Source organism: Amycolatopsis sp. NPDC114484, assembly GCF_055633755.1.
On record NZ_JBVKDQ010000011.1, the window covers coordinates 246,388 to 270,805 of the forward strand.

Here is a 24,418-nt window from a genome sequence, read left to right on the forward strand (position 1 = left end):
TTGGGACCGGGGTGGGGGGTTTCTGGCCAGGGGGGGAAAGATACCGGAAAAACCCCCCCCGCGCCGTGTTTTTGGCTTCGTATCGGGGTGCGGGGGTGGTGTGGGTGCTTGCTTGGTGGGGTGGGTGCGCGGGGTGCGGTTTCGTGGGTGGGGCTGGAGAGATTAAGTCCGTGAGGGGAACCCTGGGGGAATCAGATTCCCCCAGGGTTCCCCTCACGGACGTTGGAGTGGGGGGTTATTCTGTTTCTGCCATTGCTTCTGCGAATTGGGCTGCGTAGAGGCGGGAGTAGGCGCCGCCCGCGTTGATGAGCGTTTCGTGGTTTCCCTGTTCCACGATGTTGCCGTTTTCCATCACCAGGATTACGTCCGCGTCCCGGATGGTGGAGAGGCGGTGGGCGATCACGAAGCTCGTGCGGCCGGTGCGCAGGGAGTTCATGGCGTGCTGGATCAGCACCTCGGTGCGCGTGTCTACCGAGCTGGTGGCCTCGTCCAGGATCAGGATCGCGGGCTTGGCCAGGAAGGCTCGGGCGACGGTGATCAGCTGTTTCTCGCCGGTGCTTACGGTGCCGCCCTCGTCGTCCAGGACTGTGTCGTAGCCGTCTGGGAGGGTGCGGACGAAGCGGTCCACGTAGGTCGCCTTCGCGGCTTCGATGACCTGTTCACGGGTGACGTTGTCCGCGCCGTACGCGATGTTTTCCGCGATCGTGCCGCCGAACAGCCAGGCGTCTTGCAGGACCATGCCGGTCTTCGCGCGCAGTTCTTCGCGGTCCATGGCCTTGATGTCGACGCCGTCCAGGGTGATGCGGCCGCCGTCGATCTCGTAGAACCGCATCAGGAGGTTGACCAAGGTGGTCTTGCCCGCGCCGGTCGGGCCGACGATCGCGACGGTGTGACCCGGTTCGACCGACAGCGACAGGTCTTCGATGAGCGGCGTGTCTTCCAGGTACCTGAACGACACGTGCTCGAATTCGACCTGCCCGTGCACGACCTCCGGACGCTGCGGGTGCTCCGGCTCCGGTTCCTGCTCCTTGGCGTCCAGCAGCGCGAACACCCGCTCGGCCGAGGCCACGCCGGACTGCAGCAGGTTCGCCATGCTCGCGATCTGCGTGACCGGCTGGCTGAACTGGCGCGAGTACTGGATGAACGCCTGCACGTCGCCCAGGGACAGGGTTCCCGAGGCGACCCGCAGCGCGCCGACGACCGCGACCAGGACGTAGCTCAGGTTGCCGATGAACATCATGACCGGCTGGATCGTGCCGGAGATGAAGGCCGCCTTGAAGCTTGCCTGGTACAGCGCCTCGTTCTGCTGCCGGAAGACCTCCTCGGCCTCGTCGCGGCGGCCGAAGACGTGCACCAGCGAGTGGCCGGTGTACATCTCTTCGATGTGCGCGTTGAGCTTCCCGGTCGTGCCCCACTGCCGGATGAACTGCGGCTGCGCGCGTTTGCCGACCTTCGCCGCGACGAACACCGACACCGGCACGGTCAGCAGCACGATCACTCCCAGCAGCGGCGAGATGACGAACATCATCACCAGCACGCCCAGGACGGTGAACAGCGACGTGACGATCTGCGACAGCGTCTGCTGCAGCGACTGCGCCAGGTTGTCGATGTCGTTGGTGACCCGGCTCAGCACCTCGCCGCGCGGCTGGCGGTCGAAGTAGCGCAGCGGCAGCCGCGCGAACTTCTCCTCGATGTCCTGGCGCAGCCGGAACACCGCGCCCTGCACGAGATTCGTGGTGAGCCGCGCCTGGAGGACGCCCAGGAACGACGCGAAAACGTACAGCGCCAGCACGATCATCAGTACCTGGCCGACCGCGGTGAAGTCGACGCCGTGGCCGGGCATCAGGTCGACTCTGGTGAACATGTCGGCCAGGGTGTTCTCCCCGTGCGCTCGCAGGCCGTCGATCACCTGCTCCTTGGTCGCGCCCGGCGGCAGGTGCCTGCTGGTGATGCCGGCGAAGATCAGGTCCGTCGCGCGTGCGAGCACCTTCGGCCCGACCACGGTCAGCGCGACGCCGATCGCGCCGAGCACCAGCACCCCGGCGAGCGCCGCTCGTTGCGGGCGGAGCAGTTTCAGGAGGCGGCCCAGCGAGCCCTTGAAGTCGAGCGCTTTTTCCGCGGGCATGCCGGCGGCCATCATCCGGCCGGGCCCCACCGCCGGTGCCTGCGGCCGCGTCTTGTCGCGCGCGACGGCGGCCGGTTCGTCGGTGTCGGGCGCGGTCTTCGTTTCCTCGCTCACGCCGCCTCCTGTTCGGTCAGCTGCGAAAGCACGATTTCCCGGTAGGTTTCGTTGGTGTCCATCAGCTCGTGGTGGGTTCCGGTGCCGACGACGCGGCCGTCGTCGAGCACGATGATCCGGTCCGCGCCGCGGATCGTGCTGACCCGCTGCGCGACGATGACGACGGTCGCGTCGCGGGTTTCTTCGGTGAGCGCGCGGCGCAGCGCGGCGTCGGTCGCGTAGTCGAGCGCGCTGAACGAGTCGTCGAACAGGTAGATCTCCGGCCGGTGCACCAGCATCCGCGCGATCGCGATCCGCTGCCGCTGCCCGCCCGAGACGTTCGTGCCGCCCTGGGAGATGGGGGAGTCGAGGCCCTGTTCCATCCGTTCCACGAAGTCCTTGCCCTGCGCGACTTCCAGCGCGTGCCACAGCTCTTCGTCCGTCGCGTCCGGATTGCCGTAGCGAAGGTTGCTGGCGACCGTCCCGGCGAACAGGTACGGCTTCTGCGGCACCATGCCGACCACCGACGAGAGCACTGCCGGGTCGAGCTGGCGCACGTCCACGCCGTCGACCCGCACGGAACCCCCGGTGGCGTCCATCAGCCGCGGGATCAGGTTGAGCAGCGTCGTCTTCCCGCTGCCCGTGCTGCCGATGATCGCGGTGGTCTCGCCGGGCCGCGCGAGCAGCGAAACGTCCTGCAGCACCGGCTTTTCCGCACCGGGGTACCGGAATTCCACAGTGGACAGATCGAGATGCCCGCGCTCGGTCCCGGCCGGGAGCGGCCGGTCGGGCGGGCGCACGCTCGACTCGGTGTCCAGCACCTCGGTGATCCGTTCGGCGCTGACCTCCGCGCGCGGCACCATCATGAACATGAAGGTGGCCATCATGACCGCCATCAGGATCTGCAGCAGATAGGCCAGGAACGCGGTGAGCGCGCCGATCTGCATGGCGCCGCTGTCGACCCGCTGCCCGCCGAACCACAGCACGGCGACGCTCGACACGTTCACCACCAGCATCACGGTGGGGAACATCAGCGACATGAGCCTGCCGACCCGCAGCGATACGGTGAACAGCTCGTCGTTGGCGCGGCCGAAGCGTTCGCGCTCGTGCTTGTCGCGCACGAACGCGCGGATCACCCGGATGCCCATGATCTGCTCGCGCAGCACCTGGTTGATCTTGTCGATGCGCACCTGCATGAGGCGGAAGGCCGAGCGCATCCGCATGATGATCAGGCCGACGGCGACGCCCAGCACCGGCACGATCACCACGAGCAGCGACGACAGCGGCACGTCCTGCTGCAGCGCGAGCAGGATGCCGCCGACGCACATGATCGGCGCGGACACCATCAGCGTGAAGGTGAGCGCGGCGAGCAGCTGGATCTGCTGGACGTCGTTGGTGGTGCGGGTGATCAGCGACGGCGTGCCGAACTTGCCGATCTCGCGGGCGGAGAAATCCTGCACGCGGTGGAAGACTCCGGCGCGGATGTCGCGGCCGACGGCGGCGGAAACGCGGGAACCGTAGTAGACGGCCCCGATCGACCCGGCGATCTGCACCAGCGTGATCAGCAGCATCACGCCGCCGATCCTCATGATGTAGCCGGTGTCGCCCTTGACGAGGCCGCCGTCGATGATGTCGGCGTTGAGCGTGGGCAGGTACAGCGCGGCGATCGTCTGCGCCAGTTGCAGCGCGACCACGAGCCACAGCACGGCCCGGTACGGGCGCAGGTAGCTGCGCAACAGTTTGACCAGCACGGTCGGGTACTCCCCCAAAAGTGAATGGCGTCGGTTCGGGTCTAGCGGGCCGCGCCGGACGCGGCCAGGGCCGGCATCCCGGCGGCTGCCTCCCGCAGGAGGCCGGTGAAGGCCGATACGAACTCTTCGTCGTCGGAGTCCGAATTGAGCCAGGTGTCGAAGGCGATGCGCGAAGCGTTCTGCACAATGCTCGCCATCAGCCGGGCGTGCAACGGATTTGCGTGCTCGCCCGCCCGTTCGGCGATGGCGTCGGCCAGCACGCGCTCGACGGTGGCGTACGAGCGCAGCATCTCGCCGAACAGGCCGCCGTTCTCCATCATCGCGCGCACCCGCCGCACGTCGTCGCGGTTCGGGCGGTCGTCCTCGGTGAACCGCGTGATCGAGGCGTTGACGACCGCGTCCCACAGCGGTTCGTCCGCGGGCCTCGCCAGAAGCGCTTCGCGCACGCGCTCCTGCCGTTCGACGATGAACGCGCAGACGGCTTCCTCCTTGCTGGAAAAGTAGTTGTTGAAGGTGCGCGGGGACACGCCCACCTCGTTCGCGATGTCCTCCACCCGAAGCTGGTCGAGGCCCCGTTCGAGCGCGATCCGCAGCGCTGCTTCGGCGAGCGCCCTTCGCGCGGCTCGCTTCTTGCGCTCGCGCAGGCCCAGAGGTGCGGTGGAGGTCACCGGGACGAGAGTAGCAGCGAAAGTTGCGCGATGCGAAAAATTATGCGGACCGCGAAAAGTTTCGTTCTCGCAGGGGGCCCGGCCGGGGCGGGGGGCCGGATGATGGGGAATGATCGGGTGGTGCGGGGACGGGATTTGCCACGGAGCGATCGTCGTAGTCCGCTGTCACTGGGCCGTCACGTCGGCGCACGACCGGGTTCGGACGTCGATTTGTCAGCGCTGTGGCTGCGGCAATGGCCCGGGTGCCCGCCGTTGGCCGACAGGCTGAAGCACGCTTACCGCGACCGATGGGTGCGTTTCCACTGAGTACGACATCGTGCTCGGCCGCTGCAACACGGTCTTGGGCGAATTGTTCGGTGGTCAGGAAGTCTGGATTGGCACCACGGGCTGGGTGAAACCGACCCGGACTTCATCGCCTACGCCCATCTGTGCGTCAGCCGCCGACGCTGGCGGACCGGTCTCGTGGACGTCCTGCTCCGCGCCGTCGCCGATGACGTCGCCGCCAACGCGATGATCGCCAGCCTGTCCTTCGACCGCGTGCACCACCCGTACGACGGAGGCGCCGATGTCCTGCTGCCCACGACCGGTGAACGCGACCGCCTGAAAAGCCGGCACGCCGGCTGGCTCTCCGCTCATCCTCTCGGCTTCTGAGCACCGCATTCCGCGTGGCTGCCCGAGCTCCGCGCATGCGCGGGCGTAACAATGGGGAGATGTCGGGAGAGGCCCAGGCCGGCGCACCGCGCACGCGCAACCGCTGGGGAGAAGGCGAGTTGCTGCGCGGGGAGATCCTCGAGGCGGCCAGCCGGTTGCTGTCCGAACTCGGCGGGGAGGACGGGCTGACCATCCGCGGCGTCGCCCGCGCCGCCGGGATCGCGCCGGCCAGCATCTACCAGCACTTCACCGATCGCGCCGCGCTCGTGGCGGGCCTCGCCGAGCACGAGTTCGTTCGCCTGCGCGTCGCGATGGAGACGGCCGAAGCGCGCGTGGACTCCGCTGACGTGGTCGGCCGGGTGCGGGCGATGCTGCACGCGTCCTGCCGGTTCGCAGTGGACAACCCCGGGCACTACCGGCTGATGACGGCCAACGGGCCGCCCCGGACCGCGCCCGGTGCCCGGCGGGTCGGGCCGCTGGCGGACGTGATCGGCCTGCTCGTCGACGGGTTCGCGCGGTGCGCCGCGGCGGGGATCGCGCTCCGGGTGCCCGCGGAACGAGCCGCCGTGATCGCGTTCGTCGGGGCGCACGGACGCGTCGCCCTCTTCCCGAACTCCGCCGAGCACGCGGACGCGGATGCCGTGCTGGCGTTCGTCGACGAGTTCTTTTCGCTCGTTTTCGCCTGAAACGCCACGGTTTCTCCCGTTCGCTCCCGGTAGATCGGCGGCCTTGATCAAGAGGGTGGACAAGGCAGTCCGAGATGCCTAACATCTGTTCGGTAAGTATCCGAACATTCGTTTGGCAACTTTCGCCGTCTCCCCGCGGGGGAACCGAAAAGGAGCGGAATGTTCCATCTAGATCACCTCTGCCTCGGCGTCCGCGATCTCGGCGAGGGCGTCCGCCGGGTGCGGGAGGAGACCGGGCTCGCCCACTACGACGGGGGAGCCTTCGCCGCCGGCATCGCGAACACGATCTTCCCGCTCGGCGGGGACGTCTACCTGGAAGTCGAGGCGGTGACGGCCCCGGCGGGCGAGCGGGACGAGGGGGTCGCCTGGTTCGACCGCGTCGTCGCGGACGGCGACCGGTGGATGTTCTGGAGCCTGCGCGCCGACACGCTCGAGGAGTTGGCCGAGGTCGCGCAGCGGCTCGGCGGCGAGGTGGCGCGACTTCCCGGGCGCGTCCAGCCCGACGGCACCCAGCGCGTCATCACCACCGCTCCCGGCCCCGGCCGCGCCCTCGACACGTGCTGGCGGCGGGGGCTGCCGAACTGGTTCTACCGCGAGGACCCGGCCACCAATCCGGATCGAGGGGCGGCGGAGCACGGCGAGCGCGGGGCGGCGGTGACCCGGCTGGAGATCGGCGCGGACGCCGACGAACTGCGGGACCACATCGGTGCCGAGACTTTCGACCGGCTGCCGCTGACGGTCGTGTCCGGACGGCCGGGCGTGCACGCGGTCACGGTGCGCACCGATTCCGGGCGCGAGGTCACGCTGCGCGGAGACCCAGCCGACTTGTAAAGATCCAGGAGGATCGAAATCGATGATCGTGCGACGTGCACGCCCATTGCTTTCCCGCTTCGTATCGGACCGTGCTGGGAAAGCTGGCCAAGAAGTCCGAAGCTTCGACCACGGCGAGTTCGGTGCTGGGGGAGCGCAAAACGTTCGCGGTGATGACCGACGAACCGGGGATGATCGAGCAGCGCATCGCCATGATGGACGAGGCCGGAGTGGTGCGGCAGATCCTCTCCGCCGCCGGTATCGCGCCTTACGCGGCGGAATCCCGGGTGGCGGTCGAGGCGGCGCGGGTGCTCAACGACAGCTGCTGCGAGCTGACCGTTTCGCGTCCCGGCCGGTTCTCGTCCTTCGTTTCCCTGCCCTTGCCGCACATCGACGCGGCACTCGAGGAAATGCGGCGCGGACTGGACGAACTGGGCATGGTCGGAGTGACGATGAACTGTTCGGTGTTCAACCGCTCCACGGCCGGAGAGGAATTCGAGCCGCTGTACGAGGAAATGAACGAGCGCGGAACGACCCTCTTCTTCCATCCGGCTCAAAACGGCATCTGTTCGCCGTTCATCAACGACTACGGCTTCACGGCGGCGGCCGGGGCGTCCCTGGAGGACACCGCGCTCGTTCTCCATCTGATCAAGCGGAACATCCCGGTGAGCTACCCGAACATCAAGATCGTCATCCCGCATCTGGGCGGCCTGATCCCGATGCAGCTGGCGAGGCTCGACGGGCAGGCCAGCACGCCGGATCTGCTCAGCCCGCCCAGTGCGATGGCCCGCAGTCTCTACTACGACACCGTCGGCTGGGGCTCGCAAGCCGCCCTCCGGTGCGCCCGCGAAGCCTTCGGCGCCGACCGTCTCGTGCCCGGCAGCGACTTCCCCGTCCTGCTGTCGGTCGAGTCGTACCGGCGGACGTTCGAGTACATCAAGGAATCCCGCTTGCCCGACGAGGAGATCGACAAGATCCTCCACCGCAACGCGCCGGCTCTTTTCGGCTTTGTGCCAGGATGAACACATGTTCGATGGACTGCGCACGATCGTGTATCCGGCCGACGACCTGGCGGCGGCGAAAGAGTGGTGGACCCGGGTCCTCGGGGTGCCGCCCTACTTCGACGAGCCGTTCTACGTCGGGTACCGCGTGCACGGCTACGAGCTGGCGCTGGACCCCAACGGCCGCGCGGAGAACGGCGACGGGCCGGTGACGTACTGGGGAGTGTCCGATGTGGAAGCCGCGGTGGCGAAGCTGGTCGGGGAGGGGGCGGCCGAGCACGCGGCGGTGACCGATTTCGGCGGCGGGATCCGGACCGCTCTCGTGCGCGCGCCGGACGGGAACCTGGTCGGGGTGATCGAGAACCCGCACTTCCCGGGGACCCCGGCCTGAGCCAAGCCGCGGCGCCGCCGTCGTGCTGGCAACCGCCGGGAAGCGCCTGAGCACTCGCCGTGGCCGCGCGCAAGCCCCCTACGTGCGCGGACTGTCGGATTCGGACGATCGCGGCTACGGTGGTCACCGAGCGTGAATACGTACCGGCGAACTCGGCGGAGGTGCGCGGCATGCGGTCGATGTGGAAGGGCTCGGTGTCCTTCGGGCTGGTCAGCATCCCGATCCAGCTGTACGCGGCGACCGAGAACAAGAACGTGTCGCTGCGCCAGGTGCACGTCGCCGACGGCGGGCGGATCCAGTACAAGCGGTTCTGCTCGATCGACGGCGAAGAGGTGCCCTACTCCGACATCGCCAAGGGGTACGAGCTGCCCGACGGCGAGATGGTCGTGATCACCGACGCCGACCTCGCCGAACTGCCGCTGCCCACCCAGCGTTCGATCGACGTCCTCGAATTCGTGCCGCTGGAGTCGATCGACCCGATCCGGTTCGACCGCACCTACTACCTGGAGCCGCAGAAGAACGCGGTGAAGCCGTACATCGTGCTGCGCGACGCGCTGCAGAAGGCCAGCCACGTGGCGATCGCGAAGGTCGCGGTGCGCCAGCGGGAAAGCCTGGCGCTGCTGCGCGTCGTGGACGACGTGCTCGTGATGACCACGATGCTGTGGGCCGACGAGGTCCGGGTCCCGGATTTCCCGTTCCTGCGCGAGGATCCGCCGCAGGTCCGCGCGCAGGAGGTGACGATGGCGGGTTCGCTGATCGACTCGCTGTCCGAGCCGGTGTTCGAACCGGAGAAGTACTCCGACTCCTACCGCGAAGCGCTCGAAGCGATGATCGAGGCGAAGGCGGGCGGCGGCGAGACGGTCGGCGCGCCGAAACAGGGGGAGAAGGCCGAGGTCGTCGACCTGATGGCGGCGCTGGAGGCGAGCGTGTCGGCGGCGAAGAAGGCCCGCGGGCCGGCCAAGGAGACGAAAAAGGCCGCCGCCGGCGGCAAAGCGGCGGCGAAGAAGCCGGCCGCGCGGGCCCGGCGGCCGAAAAGCGCCTGACCGGCGCGAAACCGGGGGTTTCGCGCCGATGCCTCGCGGACGAGTTCCGGGCCAGGATGTTCCGTGTCGCGGAACAGTGAATTTTCTCCGCCGCCGTCCGGAAAATGCCGATCGTCACGCCCGGTGAGCAAGTGCGGCCGACTTCACCGGACCGAGTGGGCCGACACGCCGCCGGGTATCCTGCGACGGCGAGTTTTCCAGTGGTACCAAAGAGGAGTCCGGCCCCGGAGCACCTGGCGCCGGGGATTCGAAAACCTGAGCGGAAGGCGGCTGAGCATGGAGTGCGCGTTCTGCACGAGCGGCATCGACCACTGTCACGGAACCCTGGTGGTCCACCCGGACCGCGGGTTCGCCGAGTGCACGGACCCGTCCTGCCTGGACCTCGACCGGGTACGGCACGGCCTGATCATCGACTGTCACACCCTCGACGCCGACTGTGCCTGCACCGGAGCGGGAAAACCCCTGCTGCGGCAGGCTTCCTGACCTCCGGCGGTCCCGGAGGGCGTCACGCTGCGCGCCCGGCGCATCTGTACCCGATCGGGTACCGGGCCGTGTACAAGCTGCTTGGCAGTGTGCTAACACTACCGGGGGTCCTTCGGCTCTCCCTCCCCCTCGGAGCCGGAGGACCCCTTTCCACGCCGGATCGCGCGGAAGCCGCGCACGATCGCCGCCGCCGGGCGGAAACGGTGGCATCCGGCGCGGCCTCCGCTCCGCCCGGCGGAATCCGCGGAACCCGCCGCGTTCGGCGTCAGTAGCGGTAGTGGTCCAGTTTGTACGGACCGTCCACGTCCACGCCGATGTACTCCGCCTGCTCCTTGCTGAGCTTCGTCAGCCGGACGCCGAGCGCGTCCAGGTGCAGCCGCGCGACCTTTTCGTCCAGGTGCTTCGGCAGCCGGTACACGTCGTTCGCGTAGTCGCCCGGCTTGGCGAACAGCTCGATCTGCGCGAGGACCTGGTTCGCGAACGAAGCGGACATCACGAACGACGGGTGCCCGGTCGCGTTGCCGAGGTTCATCAGCCTGCCCTCGGACAGCACGATGATCGCGTGCCCGTCCGGGAACCGCCACGTGTGCACCTGCGGTTTGACCTCGGTCTTGACGATGCCCGGGATCTTCGCCAGCCCGGCCATGTCGATCTCGTTGTCGAAGTGGCCGACGTTCGCGACGATCGCCTGGTGCTTCATCCGCCCCATCTGCGCGGCGGAGATGATCCCGAAGTTGCCGGTGGTGGTGAGGAAGAGGTCGGCGCGCTCCACGACGTCGTCGAGTTCCACCACCTCGAGCCCGTCCATCGCGGCCTGCAGCGCGCAGATCGGGTCGATCTCGGTGACCACGACGCGCGCGCCCTGTCCGCGCAGCGCCTCGACCGCGCCCTTGCCGACGTCGCCGTACCCGCAGACGACGGCGTACTTTCCGCCGATCATCACGTCGGTGCCGCGGTTGAGGCCGTCCGGGAGCGAATGGCGGATGCCGTACTTGTTGTCGAACTTCGACTTGGTGACCGAGTCGTTGACGTTCATCGCCGGGAACAGCAGTTCGCCGTTGGCGGCGAGCTGGTAGAGCCGGTTCACGCCGGCCGTGGTCTCCTCGGTGACCCCGCGCATCGCGCCGGCGATCCGGGTGAACCGCCGCGGGTCCTCGGCCAGGCTGGCGGCGAGGGTGCGCAGCAGGATCCGGTAGTCCTCCGGGTCGTCCTCGTGCGCGGCGGGCACCGCGCCGGCTTTCTCGAACTCGGCTCCCTTGTGGACGAGCAGGGTGGCGTCGCCGCCGTCGTCGAGGATCATGTTCGGGAGTTCGCCGCCGGGGAAGCGGAACAGCTGGTCGGTGCACCACCAGTACTCGTCGAGGGTTTCGCCCTTCCACGCGAAGACGGCGGTGCCCTCGGGGTGTTCCGGAGTCCCGTCCGGGCCGACGACGACGGCCGCGGCCGCCTCGTCCTGGGTGGAGAAGATGTTGCAGGACACCCAGCGCACCTCGGCGCCGAGCGCGACGAGCGTTTCGATCAGCACCCCGGTCTGCACGGTCATGTGCAGCGAGCCGGCGATGCGCGCGCCCTTGAGCGGCTGGGACTGCGCGAACTCGCGGCGGATCGCCATCAGGCCGGGCATTTCGTGCTCGGCGAGGTCGAGCTGGATGCGTCCGGCCGCGGCGAGCGACAAGTCGGCGACCGCGAACTCCAGGCCGTCGACGGTACGCGGGATGGGCGACATTTTTCCGGTCCTTTCAGGGTTTTCGGGCAGAACGGAGCACGGGCGCCGGGCCGGCGCCCGAAAAGGGAGGCGCGCGCGGTGCGGATCAGGCCACAATGCCGGGCATGACAGAGCGCGCGTTGAGTTTTGGCTCGGTGGCCGCGGCGTACGAGCGGTTCCGCCCGGCCTATCCCGCCGAGCTAGTCGGGAAGGTGCTGGACTACGCGGGCGAACCGGTGGCCGACGCGCTCGAAATCGGGGCCGGCACCGGGAAAATGACCCGGCTGTTCGCGGCGCGGGGCATCGCGGTCACCGCGACCGACCCGGATCCGGCGATGCTCGCCGAACTGCGCGAACACGTGCCCGCCGAGGTCGAAACCCGCCAGGGCACGCTGGAAGACCTGCGTCCGGAGCGGCAGTACGGACTGGTGTACGCGGCCGCCGCGCTGCACTGGACAAAGCCGGCCGGGCGGTGGTCGCGCATCGCCGCCCTGCTCGCTCCGGGCGGGGTGTTCGCGTCGTTCGGCGGACCCGTCGGGCCGGCGGATCCCGTGGTGCGGAAAGCGATCGACGAGGCTCAGGCTCCCTTTCTGGAGAGCGCGCAGGTCCCGTCGCCGGACGGCACGCCGCCGGAGAACGAGCTGCAGTGGCCGGGTACGGAACTCGAGAAGTCCGAGTTGTTCGCCGACGTCCGGCAGGTCGTCGTCCAGCAGCGCGTGACGATGAGCGCGGACGAGCTCATCGGCTTGCTTTCCACCGTCTCGGCGTATCTGGTGCTGCCGATTTCGGTGCGGGAACAGGCTTTCCAGCGGATCCGGCAGGTTCTGCCGGACACCGTCGATCTGGTCTCCGACCACACGGCCCACCTCGCACGACGGTGCTGACCGGGCCGGACTCGCGAGTGGCACGCGACGCCTCCTGAACCAGGAGGCGCCCTTCACTCGAAATCCCGCGGGCCGAGCGTGGCGGGGAAACCCCGTCGCAGCGCCTCTCGGCCCCGAGCCGCGCCCCGGCGGGCGCGTGGGTCCCACTGTGGCAAGGCCGGTCCGGGGCTGTCAAGCGCGCTCGAACTCCGCCCGGACGCCGAGCAGCCGCACCGGTTTGCCGAAACTGAAGCGGCCCAACAGTTCTTGCGCCGCCGCCGCGAGCGCTGCCGGATCGGAGGTCGGTGCGGGCAGCGTCACGCTGTGCGTGTGAGTGAGGAACGGCGCGAATCTCACCTTGACCGCGACGCGCGCGGCAGGACGTCCCTCGTCGGCTACGTCCTGCGCGACGCGTGCCGCCAAGGTCGCGGTCTCCTGCGCGATGACCTCGGGGTCGGTGAGATCTTGCTGGAATGTTGTTTCCCTGCTTCGGGAACGCGCGACGTACGGGGTCGCGCTGACCTCGGTGTCGCCGATGCCGCCGGCGAGCAGGCGGTACCACGGGCCGAGTTTCGGCGCGAACCTCGCGGCGAGCGCGTCCGGGTCGGCGGCGGCGAGTTCGAGAATGGTGGAGTAACCGGCTTCGGCGAGCTTCTTCGCGGTCTTCCGGCCGATTCCCCACAACGCGTCGGTGGGTTTTTCAGCCATCACGTCCCACCAGTTTTCCTGGGTGAGCCGGTAAATTCCGGCCGGTTTCGCGAAACCGGTGGCGAGTTTGGCGCGGAGCTTGTTGTCGCCGATCCCGACCGACGACGAGAGCCCGGTTTCCTCCTCGACGCCGCGCCGGATTTCCGCGGCGAGCGTTTCGGGATCGCCGGCGGTCGCGCCGAGGAAGGCTTCGTCCCAGCCGAGCACCTCGACCACCACCGGGAATTCCCGCAGCCGGGCCATGACGCGGTCGGAGACTTCCTGGTAGGCCGGGGCGTCGACGGGGAGGAGGACCGCGTCCGGGCAGCGTTTGACGGCCAGCCGCAGCGGCATGCCGGAATCGACGCCGAACTCGCGCGCCTCGTAGGACGCGGTGGCCACGACGGCGCGTTCGGCCGGATCGCCGTTCCCTCCGACGATCACCGGCCGCCCCCGCAGCTCCGGCCGCCGCGCGACCTCGACGGCGGCGATGAACTGGTCGAGATCGACGTGCAGCACCCACTCGGACACGGCACCAGTGTGCGGGGTCCGGGGCGGGCGGCGCATCCGGGAATGGCGGGGTGGAGGGACGGGTGGTGGCTGGGTGGCCGGTGAGGCGGGGGTGGGGTGGGGCTGGAGCGGCCGGGGCATGGGGCGGAGTGGTTGGGTCCGGTGCTTGTGTGTGGGCGGCGTTCCGGGTGGGCGGAAGCGGCTGGATGGGCGCGCTCCAGCTCGCGGCGCTTGCGAGGGTGGCTTTGGGGCGGGACGGCGGGGGCGGATGTGCATTGGCGGGGCGGCCTTCCGGAAGCGGTCGGGTTGAGCGTGCTCCAGCTCGCGGCGCTTGCGGGGGCGGCTTTGTGGCGGGACGGCGGTGGTCGGCGGATGTGCGTTGGCGAGGCGGCATTGCGGCCGGGGCTGGACCGGGCCGGGTTGAGCGCGATCCAGCTCGCGGCGTGGTGCGCGGCGCTTGCGGGAGCGGCGTCGCTGGACGTGCGCTGGCGAAGCGGCCTACCGGGCAGAGCGGCGTTTCGATCCGCCACCGTCCGTCCGCGAAGCCAGCGGGGTGTCAGTCACCCAGTCACTTGCGGTCGCGGCGGCGGGCGAGATGCGCAGCCGCCCCGCCCGCGGCGGCGAAGAGGGAGCATACCGTCAGCACCGGGCTGGCCCCGGCGAGACCGGCGGCCAGGAGGCCGCACGCGGCGACGTCCAGCAGGATCGCGAACGCGGTGACCAGCGCGCCGGAGCGGGCCGGTTTGCCTCGGCTCAGGGCGGCGGCCAGTTCCGGGTCGCTGGTTTCGAACCAGCGCTCGATCTTGTCCAGCTCGACGCGTTCGTGGTGACTGAGCATGGAGGTCTCCTCCAGGACGGCCCGCGCGCCGTCCTGGAGGAAGTACCCGTCCCGCCCCGCGGCGAACCGCGCCGCCTTCGATTCACCCGACTGCCCGAACCCGGCGCGCGATTCGGCGGTGCTGGTCACGGTGTGTGCCGCTGGCCGGACTGTCCACAAAGGTCACGGAGCGCAAGCGGGCTCCGGGCCGGTGTAGCCCTCGCGCGAGGAATCGTCGATGCCGACCTCGCACGGGATCGACGGGTCCACGCGGTTGCCTTCGACGCGGGCGCCGGTCGAGTGGATCGCCAAGCCGATCGCGTGGTCCGGACCGGCGGCGAAGGTGTTGCCGGTGATGGTGGCCTGCTGGACGTCCTCGAACATCAGCGTTTGCGAGGCGACCAGCGTCTCGCAAAAGTTGTCCTTGACGAGGAAATCCGCGGTGTGTCCTTTTCCGTCGCCTTCACCGTCGTTAGGGCCCTCCGCCATCAGGCACATGTTGTCGATTTTCTCGCAGCGGTTTCCTTCGATCCGGATGTGCTCGCTCGGCGGGCTGTCGCTGGAAAAGGTTTGCATGCAGTCGGCGTGCGCGCCGTCGCGGTTCTCCGTCTTGCTGATCGTGTTGTGCTCGATGGCGATGTAGTCGCCGAAGAACCGGATGCCGTCGCCGTCCCCGCCGTGCGGGGCCGTGATTCTGGTGTTCTTCAGCGTTACGTGATTGCCGCGGATTTCCACGCCGGGCGCGGACGGTTCGTCGAGGACGAAACCGTCGAGGACGACCCAATCGGCCGCGACGTCGATGCCGGACACGGATTTCCCGTCGCCGGAGTAGACGCGGGGGTGGTCCGAGGGTGCCGCCCGCGGTGATGTGCAGGCGGGAACCGGCGGCGTGCGCGGCCGGAACGAACGCGGCGGCCAAGACGACGGCGAGCAGAACAAGGGTGGGGGCGCGCATCGGGATCCTTTTTTCGCGCGGACGGGGACGTCGGCGAAGGCAGGGCCGGACGGCGGGAGGGGTCCCGGACCGCTTTCTGCCGGCGGAGGCGATGCAGTATCGTCACTGCGAGTTACCTCACAGGGCTCGGACCACGCCGAGGGGAGCGTCGGTGGACGCGGACCAGCTGATCGCGGACCGGTACCGGCTGCTGGAACGGGTGGGCAGCGGCGGCATGGGCGTCGTCTGGCGGGCCCGCGACGACCGGCTCGGCCGCGAGGTGGCGCTCAAACAGGCCCGGCTGTCCGACGTGGCGAGCGGGCGGACGCTGCGCCGCGAGGCCCGGCTGGCGGCCGGGGTGCTGCACCCGAACGTGGTCGCCTTCTTCGACGTCGCCGCCGACGGCGACGAACTGTGGCTCGTGATGGAGTACGTCCCCTCGCGCAGCCTCGCGGAAATCCTCGCCGCGGAGGGGAGACTGCCCGCGCGCACGGTCGCCGAGATCGGGGTGCAGGTCTCGGCGGCGCTCGGCGCGGTCCACGCGCACGGCATCGTGCACCGCGACGTCAAGCCGGGCAACGTGCTGATCGCCTCGGACGGCCGTGCGAAGCTCACTGATTTCGGCATCTCCCGCTCGGTCCGCACGGACGAGACGGTGACCGATTCGCCGCTCATCGGCGGCACGCCGAACTACCTCGCCCCGGAGGTCGCGCAGGGGCATCCGCCCACCGCCGCGTCGGATGTCTTTTCCTTGGGGGCAACGCTTTTCGCCGCTGTCGAGGGCACGCCGCCGTTCTCCGGCGGCAACGAGTACGCCACGATCCGCCGGGTCGCCGAGGGGACGGTCCCGCCCGCCCGGCACGAGGACGGGCTCGCGCCGACGCTGGAACTGCTGATGCGGCTCGACCCCGCCGAGCGGCCGACCGCGGTGTCGGCGGGGGAGCTGCTGGCCGAGGGGATCGACGCGCTGCCGGTCGAGGTGCCGCGGCGGCGCAAGCGGCGCGGGCTGCTGATCGCCGGGATCGCCGTCGCGGCGGTCGCGGTCGTGGCCACCGCGTATTTCGTGCTGCGTCCGGTGCAGACCTCTCCGGCGGCACCGGCAAAGCTCGGGATCGGCCCCGATCCGCGGGCCGCGGACCCGTGCCGGCTGGTCGATGCCGCACCGCTGAAGCCGTTCGGCACCCCGGAAACAATTCCGGACTACGGGAACTTCAACCGCTGCGACGTGATCTTGCACCAGGGCGGGCTGCGGGCGGGCGTCAAGGTGGAGCTGGACCTCCCGCCCGGCGCCGCGCTGGAGGGCGCGCAGTCGAAGTCCGGACCATTCCCGGTTTTCGCGTCTTCGTCGTCGGACGAGTGCGATCGGACCATCCAGCTGCAGGACGGATATCTGGTCCGGGTGGCGGCCAAACTGGATCCGGGCTACGACGCGGAAGGATGCCGGGTCGCCGACACGGCGGTCGCGTCCGCGACGAAAGCCATGGCGACGGCCGGGGTTCCGGCGCGCGCGACGGCTTTCCCGGCCGGTTCGCTGGCGAGCGTGGACGCGTGCTCGCTGTTCGATCCGATCGCTGTCGCCTCGAAGGCCAGGATCGGCTCGCCGGTCCGGATCGAGGCCGGCTTCGGCGGCTGGCGGTGCGACTGGAAGAGCCCGGCGTCCGACCGCTCGGTCACCGTCGTGTTCGACCGGGACCAGCCGCCGGACGGCACCACCGGTCAGCTCGTGCAGGTCGGCGGCCACGACGCGTACCTCAAGACCGACGACTTCGGCGCGGGGACCTGCCAGGCGATCCTCGTCTGCCGCCCTTACCGCGACGCGCACGGGGACAGCCGAGTGGAACGGATGAAGCTGGTCGTGCACGGAAAACCGCCCTCGGAGCAGCTGTGCGCTCCGGTGTCCGCGCTGGCCGGCGAGCTGGCCGGAAAGCTGCCGAAGACATGACCGCGTTTCCCGGTGGCACGCCGGAAGAACTGGGCCCGGAGCACGGCAGCCTCGCCCACGGCGTCCCGCCTTCCCCGCCGGGCACGATTTTCGCGCTCGCCGTCACCGGCGGCGTGCGGATGCCGCCGCGCGACGGCAGGCAGGTGCTTTTCGGGCGCAACCGCGACGACGTGCACGTGTGCGTCGGCGAGGACGACCGGAAGGTCAGCCGGAAACAGGGATTCCTGGTGCGTCGCGGGGATTCCTGGTGGATCCACAACACCGGGAAGCTGCCGATCCGGCTGCCCGGCTCGCGGCTGCTGTTCCCGGGGGAGGAGCCGGTGCCGCTGGCCGAGGGCTACACCGCGGCGTTCGTGCGCGGGTCGGCCGGGCGCGAGCATCTGCTGGAGGTCTACGTCGCGGGCGCGGACGGCCGCCGCCCGGATTCGCGGCCGCAGGACGTGACCGAACCGCCGCGGATGTGGCGGCTCACCCCGGACGAACGGCTCGTCCTGGTTTCGCTCGCGCAGCGGTATCTGCTGCAGGACCAGTATCCGCAGCCGCTCGCGTGGCGGCAGGTGGCGGAGCAGCTGTCCGAGCTGAAGCCGGAAGCGCGCTGGAGCGGCAAGCGCGTCGAGCACCTCGTCGGCGCGGTTCGTGCCCGCCTGGCGCGTGCCGGAGTGGCCGGGCTGACCAGGGAGGAGGTCGGCGAACCGGTCGGGAACGCGTTGAACGACAACCTGATCAAGGAACTCCTGCTGTCGACGTCGCTGGTCCCGCCGGATCTGGCGCTGCTCGAACCCGGCGACGATCCGGGAGGGGTCCCGGCTCCTCCTGCTTGACTCGCGGGGCGCGGCGGATCCGGCCCCGCGCCCCCGGCGGGCCGTCGCGGTCGCCCGGCCGGGGCCGGCAGCGGCTCCGCGGGGGGTGCCCGTGGCAGGGGAGGCGATGCGGACGCTGCCCGCGGGACACCCGAGCCTCGCGCTCGGGTTCGCGTCGCCGCCGGGCACGCTGGCGGTGCTGGGACGCGCGGGGGGAGTCCTGGTGCCGCCGGCGGCGCGCGGGCCGGTCACGTTCGGGAGGAACACGGCCGAGGTGACGGTGCCGCTCGGCGAGGACGACCGGCGGGTCAGCCGCTGTCACGGCGTGCTGGAGCGACGTGCGGGCCGGTGGTGGGTGCGGGCCACCGGCAAGGTGCCGCTGCGGCTGCCGAGGTCGCGGTTGTTGTTCGCCGGGGCCGCGCCGGTTCCGCTGCCGTCCGGCTATCTCCCGGTGTACGCGCGGGGTTCGGGGGACCGCGAGCACGTGCTGGAGGTGCGGATCGCCGACGGGACGCCGGCGCCGCTCCCGGCCGGGCGGCTGCGACCGGACGAACGGCTCGTGCTCGCGATGGTGGCGCGGGGATTCCTGCGGCGGGAGGAACAGCCGCGCCCGGTGCCGGTTTCGCTGGCGGCTCGGAGGCTGTCGGTGCTGGATCCCGGCGGCGGCTGGACCGCGGAGGTCGTGACGGCGGTGCTGGACGCGGTGCGGTTCCGGTTCCGGCCGGGGGCCGCGGATGACGATCTCGTGGCGGCGCTGGTGTCCTCGGCGGTGCTGGTGCCGCCGGATCTGGCGTTGCTGTCGCCTGCTTTGCCGCCGCTGGGAGAGTCGGAGTGGATGCCGTCCACATGGGGGAGTTAGGCGGTGCGAACGGACGGAAGAAGTCACGCGGTTCGAAGTGGATCCGCCGCTCGCCGAGCTGGACGCGGTAGCGCGAGCGCGGGTCTCCTGCTTCGCCCAGTCGAATTCTTCCGATTGGTTTGCGCCGACAGCCGACGTCGACGCCGAGTGCCCGGGGCGTCTCGCCAGCGTGGTCGCGCACAGCCGGAAGCGCAGGTCGGCGAGCTGCGCGGGAGCGGTTTCCGGGGCGAACAATTCCGGCCGCCCGGCCATGCCCGCGAGCCCGCGTGATGTCGGCCGCACTCCGGGAACGCGTTTCTGTCGGTGGTTCTGGGTAGGGTCGGAATCGTCCAGGGGGAAAGGAGCTGCCCGATGACGAGTGTTCCACAGGTGCGCACCCGCGTGCGGATCCCGCTGCGGTTCGGCGACGGTCCCGCGGTCGGTTCGGAGGCGGTCACGTTCACGGGGCTGTCCGACGGGCTCGAGCATCTCGCGTTCGTGCTGGGGGAACCCGGTCCGGTGCCGTTGGTGCGGCTGCATTCGGAATGCCTCACCGGCGACGTCTTCTCCTCCGCGCGCTGCGATTGCGGCCCGCAGCTGGCGGAGGCTGTCGCGCGGATTTCCGAAGCCGGCGGGTACCTGCTCTATCTGCGGCAGGAAGGCCGCGGAATCGGGCTGTACAACAAGCTCGACGCGTACGCGCTGCAGGATTCCGGCTTGGACACCTACGCGGCGAATTCCGCGCTCGGCCTGCCCGAAGACGCACGCGACTACACCGCCGCCGCGCAAATGCTCGCCGTGCTCGGCGTCGCGCAGCTGGACCTGCTTTCGAACAACCCGGACAAGGCGGCGCAGCTGGCGCGGCACGGCGTCGCGGTGCGCGAGCAGGTCCGCACCGGGGTTTTCGCGAACGAGAACAACGTCCGGTATCTGCGCGCGAAAGCCGAGCAGACCGGGCACACGCTCGCGTTGCCGTTCGAGGACTGGCCGGCTAGTTCGGCGGTGTGAGGGCGGAGACCCGGGTGAGGCCGGCGTCGCCCGGCCGCCAGTCCAGGGTGCGGACGGCCAGGTACCGGACCGGTTCGGGGACCGGGACGGAGACGGTGCGTTTTCGGTCGGGGCGGGCAATCTCGGTGTAGGTGACGCCGTCGGTGCTGGTCTCGACCACGGTGACGGGGACGCGTCCGGTCGTCCAGGCGAGTTCGGCGGTCGCGATCTGCAGCGGTGCGCCGAGGTCTATGACCAACCGACCGCCCGGGCCGGGTTGCCATGCTGTCGCCGGGTTGTCGTCGACGGCGGCGTCCGGGCTGGTCATTCCGGGTGGCAGCGGTTCGGCGGGGAAGGTCACGGCTCCGAGGGCGCGGTCGTTCAGCGGGTATGGCCGGGTTTCGGTGAAGACGACCGGCACGATGTGGCGCGGCGGCAGCGCGACTGTGCGCGGACGGCCGTCGGCCGGGGTGACGGTGACGACTGTCGGGAGAAGTCCGGGCGGTGCGGTCAGGTCGACGCGGCTGGCGTCGTGCACCACGGCGGTCAGGCCGGGCGGTACGGCACCGCCGAGCCTGCCGCGCACAGTGAATCGGGGCGGCTCGATCCGGCCTTCGGCAGGGGCCAGTTCGAAACTGAACAAACTGCCGGACGTGGTGACTTTCTGCGTGCCGCGGTAGACCAGCAGCGCGGTGCGATCCTGCGGCAGGGCGGCGGTTCCGGACGCGGTCGTGCCGGAAAGGTTTGCCAGCACCAGGAAATCGTCCGTGACGCTCGCGTGGATTCCGGGCGCGGCGGCGCGGGCCCGCTGAGCGAGCTTCGGCAGGTCCGCGCGCCCGGGATACAGCTCGGCCAGCAGCGGCGCGGGCGGACCGGCGGAAACCGTGACGTGGTCGTTCGTGACGGTGATCGGATTCGGGCCGGTGACCACGATCCCGGCCCGGCCGTCGATGTCCAGCCAGCCGCCGGTGCTGTGCAGCGCGGGCGCCGGATAGGTCGCGACCGGGGTCCAGGCGACGCCGTCGGGCGAGGTTTCGACGCGGTACTTCCGTCCGGCGGCCGCCTCCCAGCTCAGGCGCGCACTGGTAAACCGCTGCGGTGCCCCGAGGTCGACGGCCAGCCAGCTGTCCGCCCTCGGACGGTCCGATGTGGACACTGCCCAGCGGGTCGCGGAATTGCCGTCGGTGGCGTACTTCGCCTCCTTGCCCGGCGCGGCCGACGACGCGGACGCGGTTCCCGCCTGCGCGAGGTCCGGGCCGTCGCCGTCATGGACTTCGAACGACCAGAGCGAGTAGCCGTACTGCGGATCCGGCTGAACGCCAAGCATCCGTACGTGCCGAGCGGTCACCGGAGCGAAGGTCAGGGCATCTGTGCGGCCACCGGCCGACGAAGACTGCGCCGGGAGAGTCACCGAACCCTCGGCGGCGGTGTAGGTGCGGTCGCCGTCGAGGCCGGGAACGCCTGGCATGGCCAGGTTGTAGACGTTGAGGACGCCTTCGTCCGACGCGACGCCGGTGCTGGCGTAGACGGCGGTGCCAGTGGGGAGAGTGGCGAGCGCGGCGTATCCGGCGCCGAACCGCAGGACGCCCACGGTGCCGTCGAATCCGTCGCGGACCTTCCGGTACGTCGTGGCGTGGCGTTCGCGCACGGCGAGGTTCGTGGCGGGCAGCAGCATCGGGTTGGCTCCGCCGAGGACGAACAGCCAGTCGTCGTGGTTCGGCTGCCAGGCGAATTTCACGAAACCGGGTTTGCTGACGGTCGCCGCCCACGCGGCGGGGGAGCGGTGCGCCAGCAGGCCCGGCCCGGGGCCGAAATCGGCGGAACGCGCGGCGCGGGCGTCGAATTCTTCCTTGCGCACCGCATTGATCGGGCCTCCGTGTTCGGCGCGCCATTCGTGCAGCAGGTAGCTGATGGCGAGTTCGGCGCGGGCTTCCGGTTCGTACTTGGGTTCGCCGGAGAACTTCGTGATCCGGTCGACCGGCGGGTAGGCCTGGTACGGCTCCAGCCGCGCGGCCAGCTGGGCCTCGGCGTAAGCGGCGCAGCGGTCGCCGAGCACTTGGGCGCGGAAGGCGAGCGGGATGGCGTCCCGGCCGTAGAGGTGTTCGCGGTCGGCGACCATCGGCATCAGCGGTTCGCCGGCGTCGCTGGTCATCAGGAGCATGGTGCGCCACAGCAGTTCGCCGTTCGGCTGCGCGGTGAGCACCTCGGGCAGCGGGACGCCGGCGGCGAGGAAATGCATCGCGTTGCGGCCGGACGTGCGCCAGAGTTCTTCCTGGTAGTGCGGTCCGAACGAGCCGTGGTTCTCGACGAGGAACGTGTCGTGCAGATTGGCCGCGGTGTTGGCGCTGACCGGTTTTCCGTCGACGAGCCGGGGATTCGCCAGATCAGCCGCGGGCAGGCCGCCTTCGTTGCGGCTCCAGGAACCGAAGGCCGCGCGCCATTCCGGAGCGCGCGGATCGTTCGGGGCCCAGGCGAGCGCGGGGGCGAGCGACTGCGCGTAGACGCCCATCTCTTCGAGTTTCGTGTCGCCGACGTAGCCGCCGCGCAGGCCGTTGGGCGTCCAGTCGCCGGAGGCGGGGTCGTCGCCGGTGCCGAGGCCGGTCGTGTAGGCGGCCTGTTCGGTGGCGATGCGCTCGACGTTCCGTTGCGTCGCGGGGTCCAGCTCTGTCCACAAGAGACGGGCGGCGAGCTGGAAGTAGGACTGGAAAGTGGTGTCGAAGAACAGTTTCCGGCCCCATTCGGTGCCGCCGGAGAGCCGGTTCGAGGCGGCGAAGTGCTTGATGGTGGCGAGGGTGTGCGCGCGGAGGGTGTCGCGGTCGACCCCGGCGATGGCGGCGTCGTAACCGTCGCGGGTCAGCAGGAGAGCGTTGCCGAGGACGACCGCGAAGGTGAAGTCGCGGGCGGGGTAGCTGCCGGCAGCCGGGTCGAACTGCTGCTCGGCCCAGCGGGTGTGCCGGAGGAGGACTCGCAGGTACGTCGCGGCGACGGGATCCGGAGCGGGCCGGGAGGCCGCGCGTGCTGTTCCCGAGGCGAGGAGGAGTGCGGCGCCGGCGCCTGCGAGACCGAGCGCCTGCCGCCGGGTGAACCCGTCCATCCCGCGTCCTCCAGCATTGTTGACAACCTTGTCGGCGCGGATTCTGTGCGGCGGCCGAGCGACCGGGCAACCCTCCCGGCCGATCCCGTCCGGTTTCGGACAACGACGGACGAAATCGTATAACGCCCTATACGTTCCGTCGGGGGAGCGCCGATCCGGCCGGCGTCCCCCGCCGGAAGACGCCGGGACCGGCGTGTTGAGATGACAACGTGATCACTGGCCCCGGCGGATTCCTGCTGCTCGTGCTGGCCGGGGTCGGGGCCGGGCTGACCGGCGCGACCGCGGGCCTCGCGTCGCTGGTGTCGTACCCCGCGCTGCTCGCCGCCGGGCTGCCGCCGGTGATCGCGAATGTCACCAACACCGTCGCGATGCTGGGAACGACCGCCGGGGCGGCCGTCGGCGCGCGTCCGGAGCTGAAGGGGCAAGGCCGCCAGCTGCTGCCGTTGTGCCTGATCACCACGGCGGGCGGGGCGTGTGGCGGGCTCGTGCTGCTGGTCAGCTCCGCGGACGCGTTCACCGTCGTCGTGCCGTGGCTGATCGGCGGCGCGTCGATCGTGCTGATGGCCGGCCCGCGGCTGCGGCGGCTGGCCGAACACCGGGAACACCACGGGATCGGCCCGTTCACCGGGATCGCCGCGTTCCTCGTCGGGGTGTACGGCGGGTACTTCGGGGCCGCAGCCGGGGTGCTGATGCTCGCGCTGCTGACGACGGTCTGGAGCCAGTCGCTGGCCCGCACGAACGCGGCGAAGAACATCGCCACCGGCACCGCGAACCTGATCGCCGCGCTGGTGTTCGCCTTCACCGGCAAGGTCTGCTGGCCCGCGGCGATCGCGGTGTGCCTCGGCTCGGTGGCGGGTTCGTGGCTGGGCTCGGTGCTGGTGCGGTACCTGCCCGCGACGCCGTTGCGGATCGCGATCGGGCTGGGAGGGCTTTCCCTGGCGGTGGTGCTGGGTTGGCAGGCGTACTCGGGCTAAGGCGGGGCGGGGTAACGCGCGGCTGACCGCATGCGCCTCCGGGGCAAGACAGAGGGACGCCTAAATGACTCAGCCAGCTGACTTTGACTACACCACTGCCAACAGGGCGCTCCGACTGCTCCAGCGCTCGCATGACCGGTGCCTGCAAGATCTCGCCGCGTTCGATGGCGCGCGTTTCGAGGAGGGGTCGACTCGCGAAGAGGCGGGTTTTCTGCTTCACGGCGGAGCCGTCGAGGTGCTCATTTGGGTACGGGGCCTGCCCGACTGGTGCAAGAACATGCCGGGTTACAGCGGAGGGTGTCTGGTCGGCAAGCTGTCTGGTGCTCGTTACGTTCGCAGAGGCTCGCTGGGCAGGCGAGCAATTCCTGCATCCTGAGGACAGCGAGCTGCGGGGCCAGCTCCCGCTGCGCAAGGAGTATCTGGAGCACCTCGCTGGCCAGAACATCGCAGACACCCCGCAGTCGCTCCGGACTTGGTTCGAGGAGCAAATCCCGGCCGCGGCCGCGCGGTGACGGCGAAGACCCTCCCCCGACTGACCACAAGGCACCCGCCGAGGCCCGCCACC

Annotated in this window: 22 protein-coding genes; 14 read left to right on the forward strand and 8 right to left on the reverse strand. The window is 70.1% G+C overall.

Going from position 1 to position 24,418, the window contains the following annotated elements; translation table 11 throughout:
- Nucleotides 1–235: 235 nt before the first annotated feature.
- The 3 genes from ACZ7SW_RS26570 to ACZ7SW_RS26580 all read right to left on the reverse strand — a co-directional run bounded on the left by ACZ7SW_RS26570 (nucleotide 236) and on the right by ACZ7SW_RS26580 (nucleotide 4,637).
- On the reverse strand, nucleotides 236–2,140 hold the full coding sequence (locus ACZ7SW_RS26570) for an ABC transporter ATP-binding protein (protein ID WP_470233140.1): 1,905 nt from the start codon (nucleotides 2,138–2,140) through the stop codon (nucleotides 236–238).
- Between the two features lie 95 nt (nucleotides 2,141–2,235).
- Nucleotides 2,236–3,969 (reverse strand): ABC transporter ATP-binding protein, encoded by a 1,734-nt coding sequence (locus ACZ7SW_RS26575; RefSeq protein ID WP_470233058.1) that lies wholly within the window; start codon nucleotides 3,967–3,969, stop codon nucleotides 2,236–2,238.
- 41 nt (nucleotides 3,970–4,010) lie between these two features.
- Entirely contained in the window at nucleotides 4,011–4,637 is a 627-nt protein-coding gene (locus ACZ7SW_RS26580; RefSeq protein ID WP_470233059.1) for a TetR/AcrR family transcriptional regulator, read from the reverse strand.
- A gap of 387 nt (nucleotides 4,638–5,024) precedes the next feature.
- On the opposite strand from ACZ7SW_RS26580, the gene ACZ7SW_RS26585 reads away from it, so the two are divergent.
- The 7 genes from ACZ7SW_RS26585 to ACZ7SW_RS26615 all read left to right on the forward strand — a co-directional run bounded on the left by ACZ7SW_RS26585 (nucleotide 5,025) and on the right by ACZ7SW_RS26615 (nucleotide 9,702).
- Nucleotides 5,025–5,288: a DUF3885 domain-containing protein gene (locus tag ACZ7SW_RS26585; RefSeq protein WP_470233141.1), complete on the forward strand. Its 264-nt coding sequence runs from the start codon at nucleotides 5,025–5,027 to the stop codon at nucleotides 5,286–5,288.
- A gap of 59 nt (nucleotides 5,289–5,347) precedes the next feature.
- Nucleotides 5,348–5,974: a TetR/AcrR family transcriptional regulator gene (locus ACZ7SW_RS26590; RefSeq protein WP_470233060.1), complete on the forward strand. Its 627-nt coding sequence runs from the start codon at nucleotides 5,348–5,350 to the stop codon at nucleotides 5,972–5,974.
- Nucleotides 5,975–6,133: 159 nt separating this feature from the next.
- On the forward strand, nucleotides 6,134–6,805 hold the full coding sequence (locus ACZ7SW_RS26595) for a VOC family protein (protein WP_470233061.1): 672 nt from the start codon (nucleotides 6,134–6,136) through the stop codon (nucleotides 6,803–6,805).
- Nucleotides 6,806–6,840: 35 nt separating this feature from the next.
- Nucleotides 6,841–7,806, forward strand: a complete 966-nt coding sequence (locus tag ACZ7SW_RS26600) for an amidohydrolase family protein (RefSeq protein ID WP_470233062.1) — start codon at nucleotides 6,841–6,843, stop codon at nucleotides 7,804–7,806.
- A gap of 4 nt (nucleotides 7,807–7,810) precedes the next feature.
- Nucleotides 7,811–8,176 carry a VOC family protein gene (locus ACZ7SW_RS26605; RefSeq protein WP_470233063.1) on the forward strand — a complete coding sequence of 122 codons (366 nt, stop codon included), beginning with the start codon at nucleotides 7,811–7,813 and terminating at the stop codon, nucleotides 8,174–8,176.
- Nucleotides 8,177–8,346: 170 nt separating this feature from the next.
- Nucleotides 8,347–9,219, forward strand: a complete 873-nt coding sequence (gene ku, locus ACZ7SW_RS26610) for a non-homologous end joining protein Ku (protein WP_470233064.1) — start codon at nucleotides 8,347–8,349, stop codon at nucleotides 9,217–9,219.
- Between the two features lie 276 nt (nucleotides 9,220–9,495).
- Nucleotides 9,496–9,702 (forward strand): hypothetical protein, encoded by a 207-nt coding sequence (locus ACZ7SW_RS26615; protein ID WP_354746612.1) that lies wholly within the window; start codon nucleotides 9,496–9,498, stop codon nucleotides 9,700–9,702.
- A gap of 265 nt (nucleotides 9,703–9,967) precedes the next feature.
- On the opposite strand, the gene ahcY is transcribed toward ACZ7SW_RS26615, so the two are convergent.
- The gene (gene ahcY / locus ACZ7SW_RS26620) at nucleotides 9,968–11,428 is read right to left on the reverse strand and encodes an adenosylhomocysteinase (RefSeq protein ID WP_470233065.1); all 1,461 of its coding nucleotides are present in this window, start codon (nucleotides 11,426–11,428) and stop codon (nucleotides 9,968–9,970) included.
- 104 nt (nucleotides 11,429–11,532) lie between these two features.
- Here ahcY and ACZ7SW_RS26625 point away from each other — a divergent pair, with 104 nt between their 5' ends.
- Nucleotides 11,533–12,291 carry a class I SAM-dependent methyltransferase gene (locus ACZ7SW_RS26625; protein ID WP_470233066.1) on the forward strand — a complete coding sequence of 253 codons (759 nt, stop codon included), beginning with the start codon at nucleotides 11,533–11,535 and terminating at the stop codon, nucleotides 12,289–12,291.
- A gap of 171 nt (nucleotides 12,292–12,462) precedes the next feature.
- On the opposite strand, the gene ACZ7SW_RS26630 is transcribed toward ACZ7SW_RS26625, so the two are convergent.
- From ACZ7SW_RS26630 to ACZ7SW_RS26640, 3 genes are all read right to left on the reverse strand, one after another.
- Entirely contained in the window at nucleotides 12,463–13,524 is a 1,062-nt protein-coding gene (locus tag ACZ7SW_RS26630; protein WP_470233067.1) for a DNA polymerase IV, read from the reverse strand.
- Between the two features lie 511 nt (nucleotides 13,525–14,035).
- A complete protein-coding gene (locus tag ACZ7SW_RS26635; protein ID WP_470233068.1) occupies nucleotides 14,036–14,434 on the reverse strand; it encodes a DUF3040 domain-containing protein in 399 nt (132 codons plus the stop codon).
- Between the two features lie 33 nt (nucleotides 14,435–14,467).
- Entirely contained in the window at nucleotides 14,468–15,094 is a 627-nt protein-coding gene (locus ACZ7SW_RS26640; RefSeq protein WP_470233069.1) for a right-handed parallel beta-helix repeat-containing protein, read from the reverse strand.
- Nucleotides 15,095–15,390: 296 nt separating this feature from the next.
- On the opposite strand from ACZ7SW_RS26640, the gene ACZ7SW_RS26645 reads away from it, so the two are divergent.
- The 4 genes from ACZ7SW_RS26645 (at nucleotide 15,391) to ACZ7SW_RS26660 (ending at nucleotide 19,806) form a co-directional block, all read left to right on the forward strand.
- Complete coding sequence (locus ACZ7SW_RS26645; protein ID WP_470233070.1) at nucleotides 15,391–17,160, forward strand: serine/threonine-protein kinase; 1,770 nt, start codon at nucleotides 15,391–15,393, stop codon at nucleotides 17,158–17,160.
- The gene (locus ACZ7SW_RS26650; RefSeq protein ID WP_470233071.1) at nucleotides 17,157–17,981 is read left to right on the forward strand and encodes an FHA domain-containing protein; all 825 of its coding nucleotides are present in this window, start codon (nucleotides 17,157–17,159) and stop codon (nucleotides 17,979–17,981) included. The genes ACZ7SW_RS26645 and ACZ7SW_RS26650 overlap by 4 nt, the downstream gene beginning before the upstream one ends.
- A gap of 106 nt (nucleotides 17,982–18,087) precedes the next feature.
- Nucleotides 18,088–18,819, forward strand: coding sequence for an FHA domain-containing protein (locus ACZ7SW_RS26655; protein ID WP_470233072.1), 732 nt, complete (start codon nucleotides 18,088–18,090; stop codon nucleotides 18,817–18,819).
- A 351-nt stretch (nucleotides 18,820–19,170) separates the two neighbouring features.
- Entirely contained in the window at nucleotides 19,171–19,806 is a 636-nt protein-coding gene (locus ACZ7SW_RS26660; protein WP_470233073.1) for a GTP cyclohydrolase II, read from the forward strand.
- Here the strand turns inward: ACZ7SW_RS26660 and ACZ7SW_RS26665 are convergent.
- Entirely contained in the window at nucleotides 19,790–22,879 is a 3,090-nt protein-coding gene (locus tag ACZ7SW_RS26665) for a discoidin domain-containing protein (protein WP_470233074.1), read from the reverse strand. The two genes, ACZ7SW_RS26660 and ACZ7SW_RS26665, sit on opposite strands and share 17 nt — an antisense overlap.
- Before the next feature lie 209 nt (nucleotides 22,880–23,088).
- On the opposite strand from ACZ7SW_RS26665, the gene ACZ7SW_RS26670 reads away from it, so the two are divergent.
- Nucleotides 23,089–23,853: a sulfite exporter TauE/SafE family protein gene (locus ACZ7SW_RS26670; RefSeq protein WP_470233075.1), complete on the forward strand. Its 765-nt coding sequence runs from the start codon at nucleotides 23,089–23,091 to the stop codon at nucleotides 23,851–23,853.
- Nucleotides 23,854–24,173: 320 nt separating this feature from the next.
- Nucleotides 24,174–24,365, forward strand: a complete 192-nt coding sequence (locus tag ACZ7SW_RS26675; RefSeq protein ID WP_470233076.1) for a hypothetical protein — start codon at nucleotides 24,174–24,176, stop codon at nucleotides 24,363–24,365.
- Nucleotides 24,366–24,418 lie beyond the last annotated feature (53 nt).

Coding starts and splice junctions, on each gene's coding strand:
- ACZ7SW_RS26665 (WP_470233074.1), bottom strand. CDS start 22,879: ATGGACGGGTTCACCCGGCGGCAGGCGCTCGGTCTCGCAGGCGCCGGC.
- ahcY (WP_470233065.1), bottom strand. CDS start 11,428: ATGTCGCCCATCCCGCGTACCGTCGACGGCCTGGAGTTCGCGGTCGCC.
- ACZ7SW_RS26660 (WP_470233073.1), top strand. CDS start 19,171: ATGACGAGTGTTCCACAGGTGCGCACCCGCGTGCGGATCCCGCTGCGG.
- ku (WP_470233064.1), top strand. CDS start 8,347: ATGCGGTCGATGTGGAAGGGCTCGGTGTCCTTCGGGCTGGTCAGCATC.
- ACZ7SW_RS26650 (WP_470233071.1), top strand. CDS start 17,157: ATGACCGCGTTTCCCGGTGGCACGCCGGAAGAACTGGGCCCGGAGCAC.
- ACZ7SW_RS26570 (WP_470233140.1), bottom strand. CDS start 2,140: ATGATGGCCGCCGGCATGCCCGCGGAAAAAGCGCTCGACTTCAAGGGC.
- ACZ7SW_RS26605 (WP_470233063.1), top strand. CDS start 7,811: ATGTTCGATGGACTGCGCACGATCGTGTATCCGGCCGACGACCTGGCG.
- ACZ7SW_RS26625 (WP_470233066.1), top strand. CDS start 11,533: ATGACAGAGCGCGCGTTGAGTTTTGGCTCGGTGGCCGCGGCGTACGAG.
- ACZ7SW_RS26655 (WP_470233072.1), top strand. CDS start 18,088: ATGCGGACGCTGCCCGCGGGACACCCGAGCCTCGCGCTCGGGTTCGCG.
- ACZ7SW_RS26615 (WP_354746612.1), top strand. CDS start 9,496: ATGGAGTGCGCGTTCTGCACGAGCGGCATCGACCACTGTCACGGAACC.
- ACZ7SW_RS26595 (WP_470233061.1), top strand. CDS start 6,134: ATGTTCCATCTAGATCACCTCTGCCTCGGCGTCCGCGATCTCGGCGAG.
- ACZ7SW_RS26630 (WP_470233067.1), bottom strand. CDS start 13,524: ATGCGCCGCCCGCCCCGGACCCCGCACACTGGTGCCGTGTCCGAGTGG.
- ACZ7SW_RS26590 (WP_470233060.1), top strand. CDS start 5,348: ATGTCGGGAGAGGCCCAGGCCGGCGCACCGCGCACGCGCAACCGCTGG.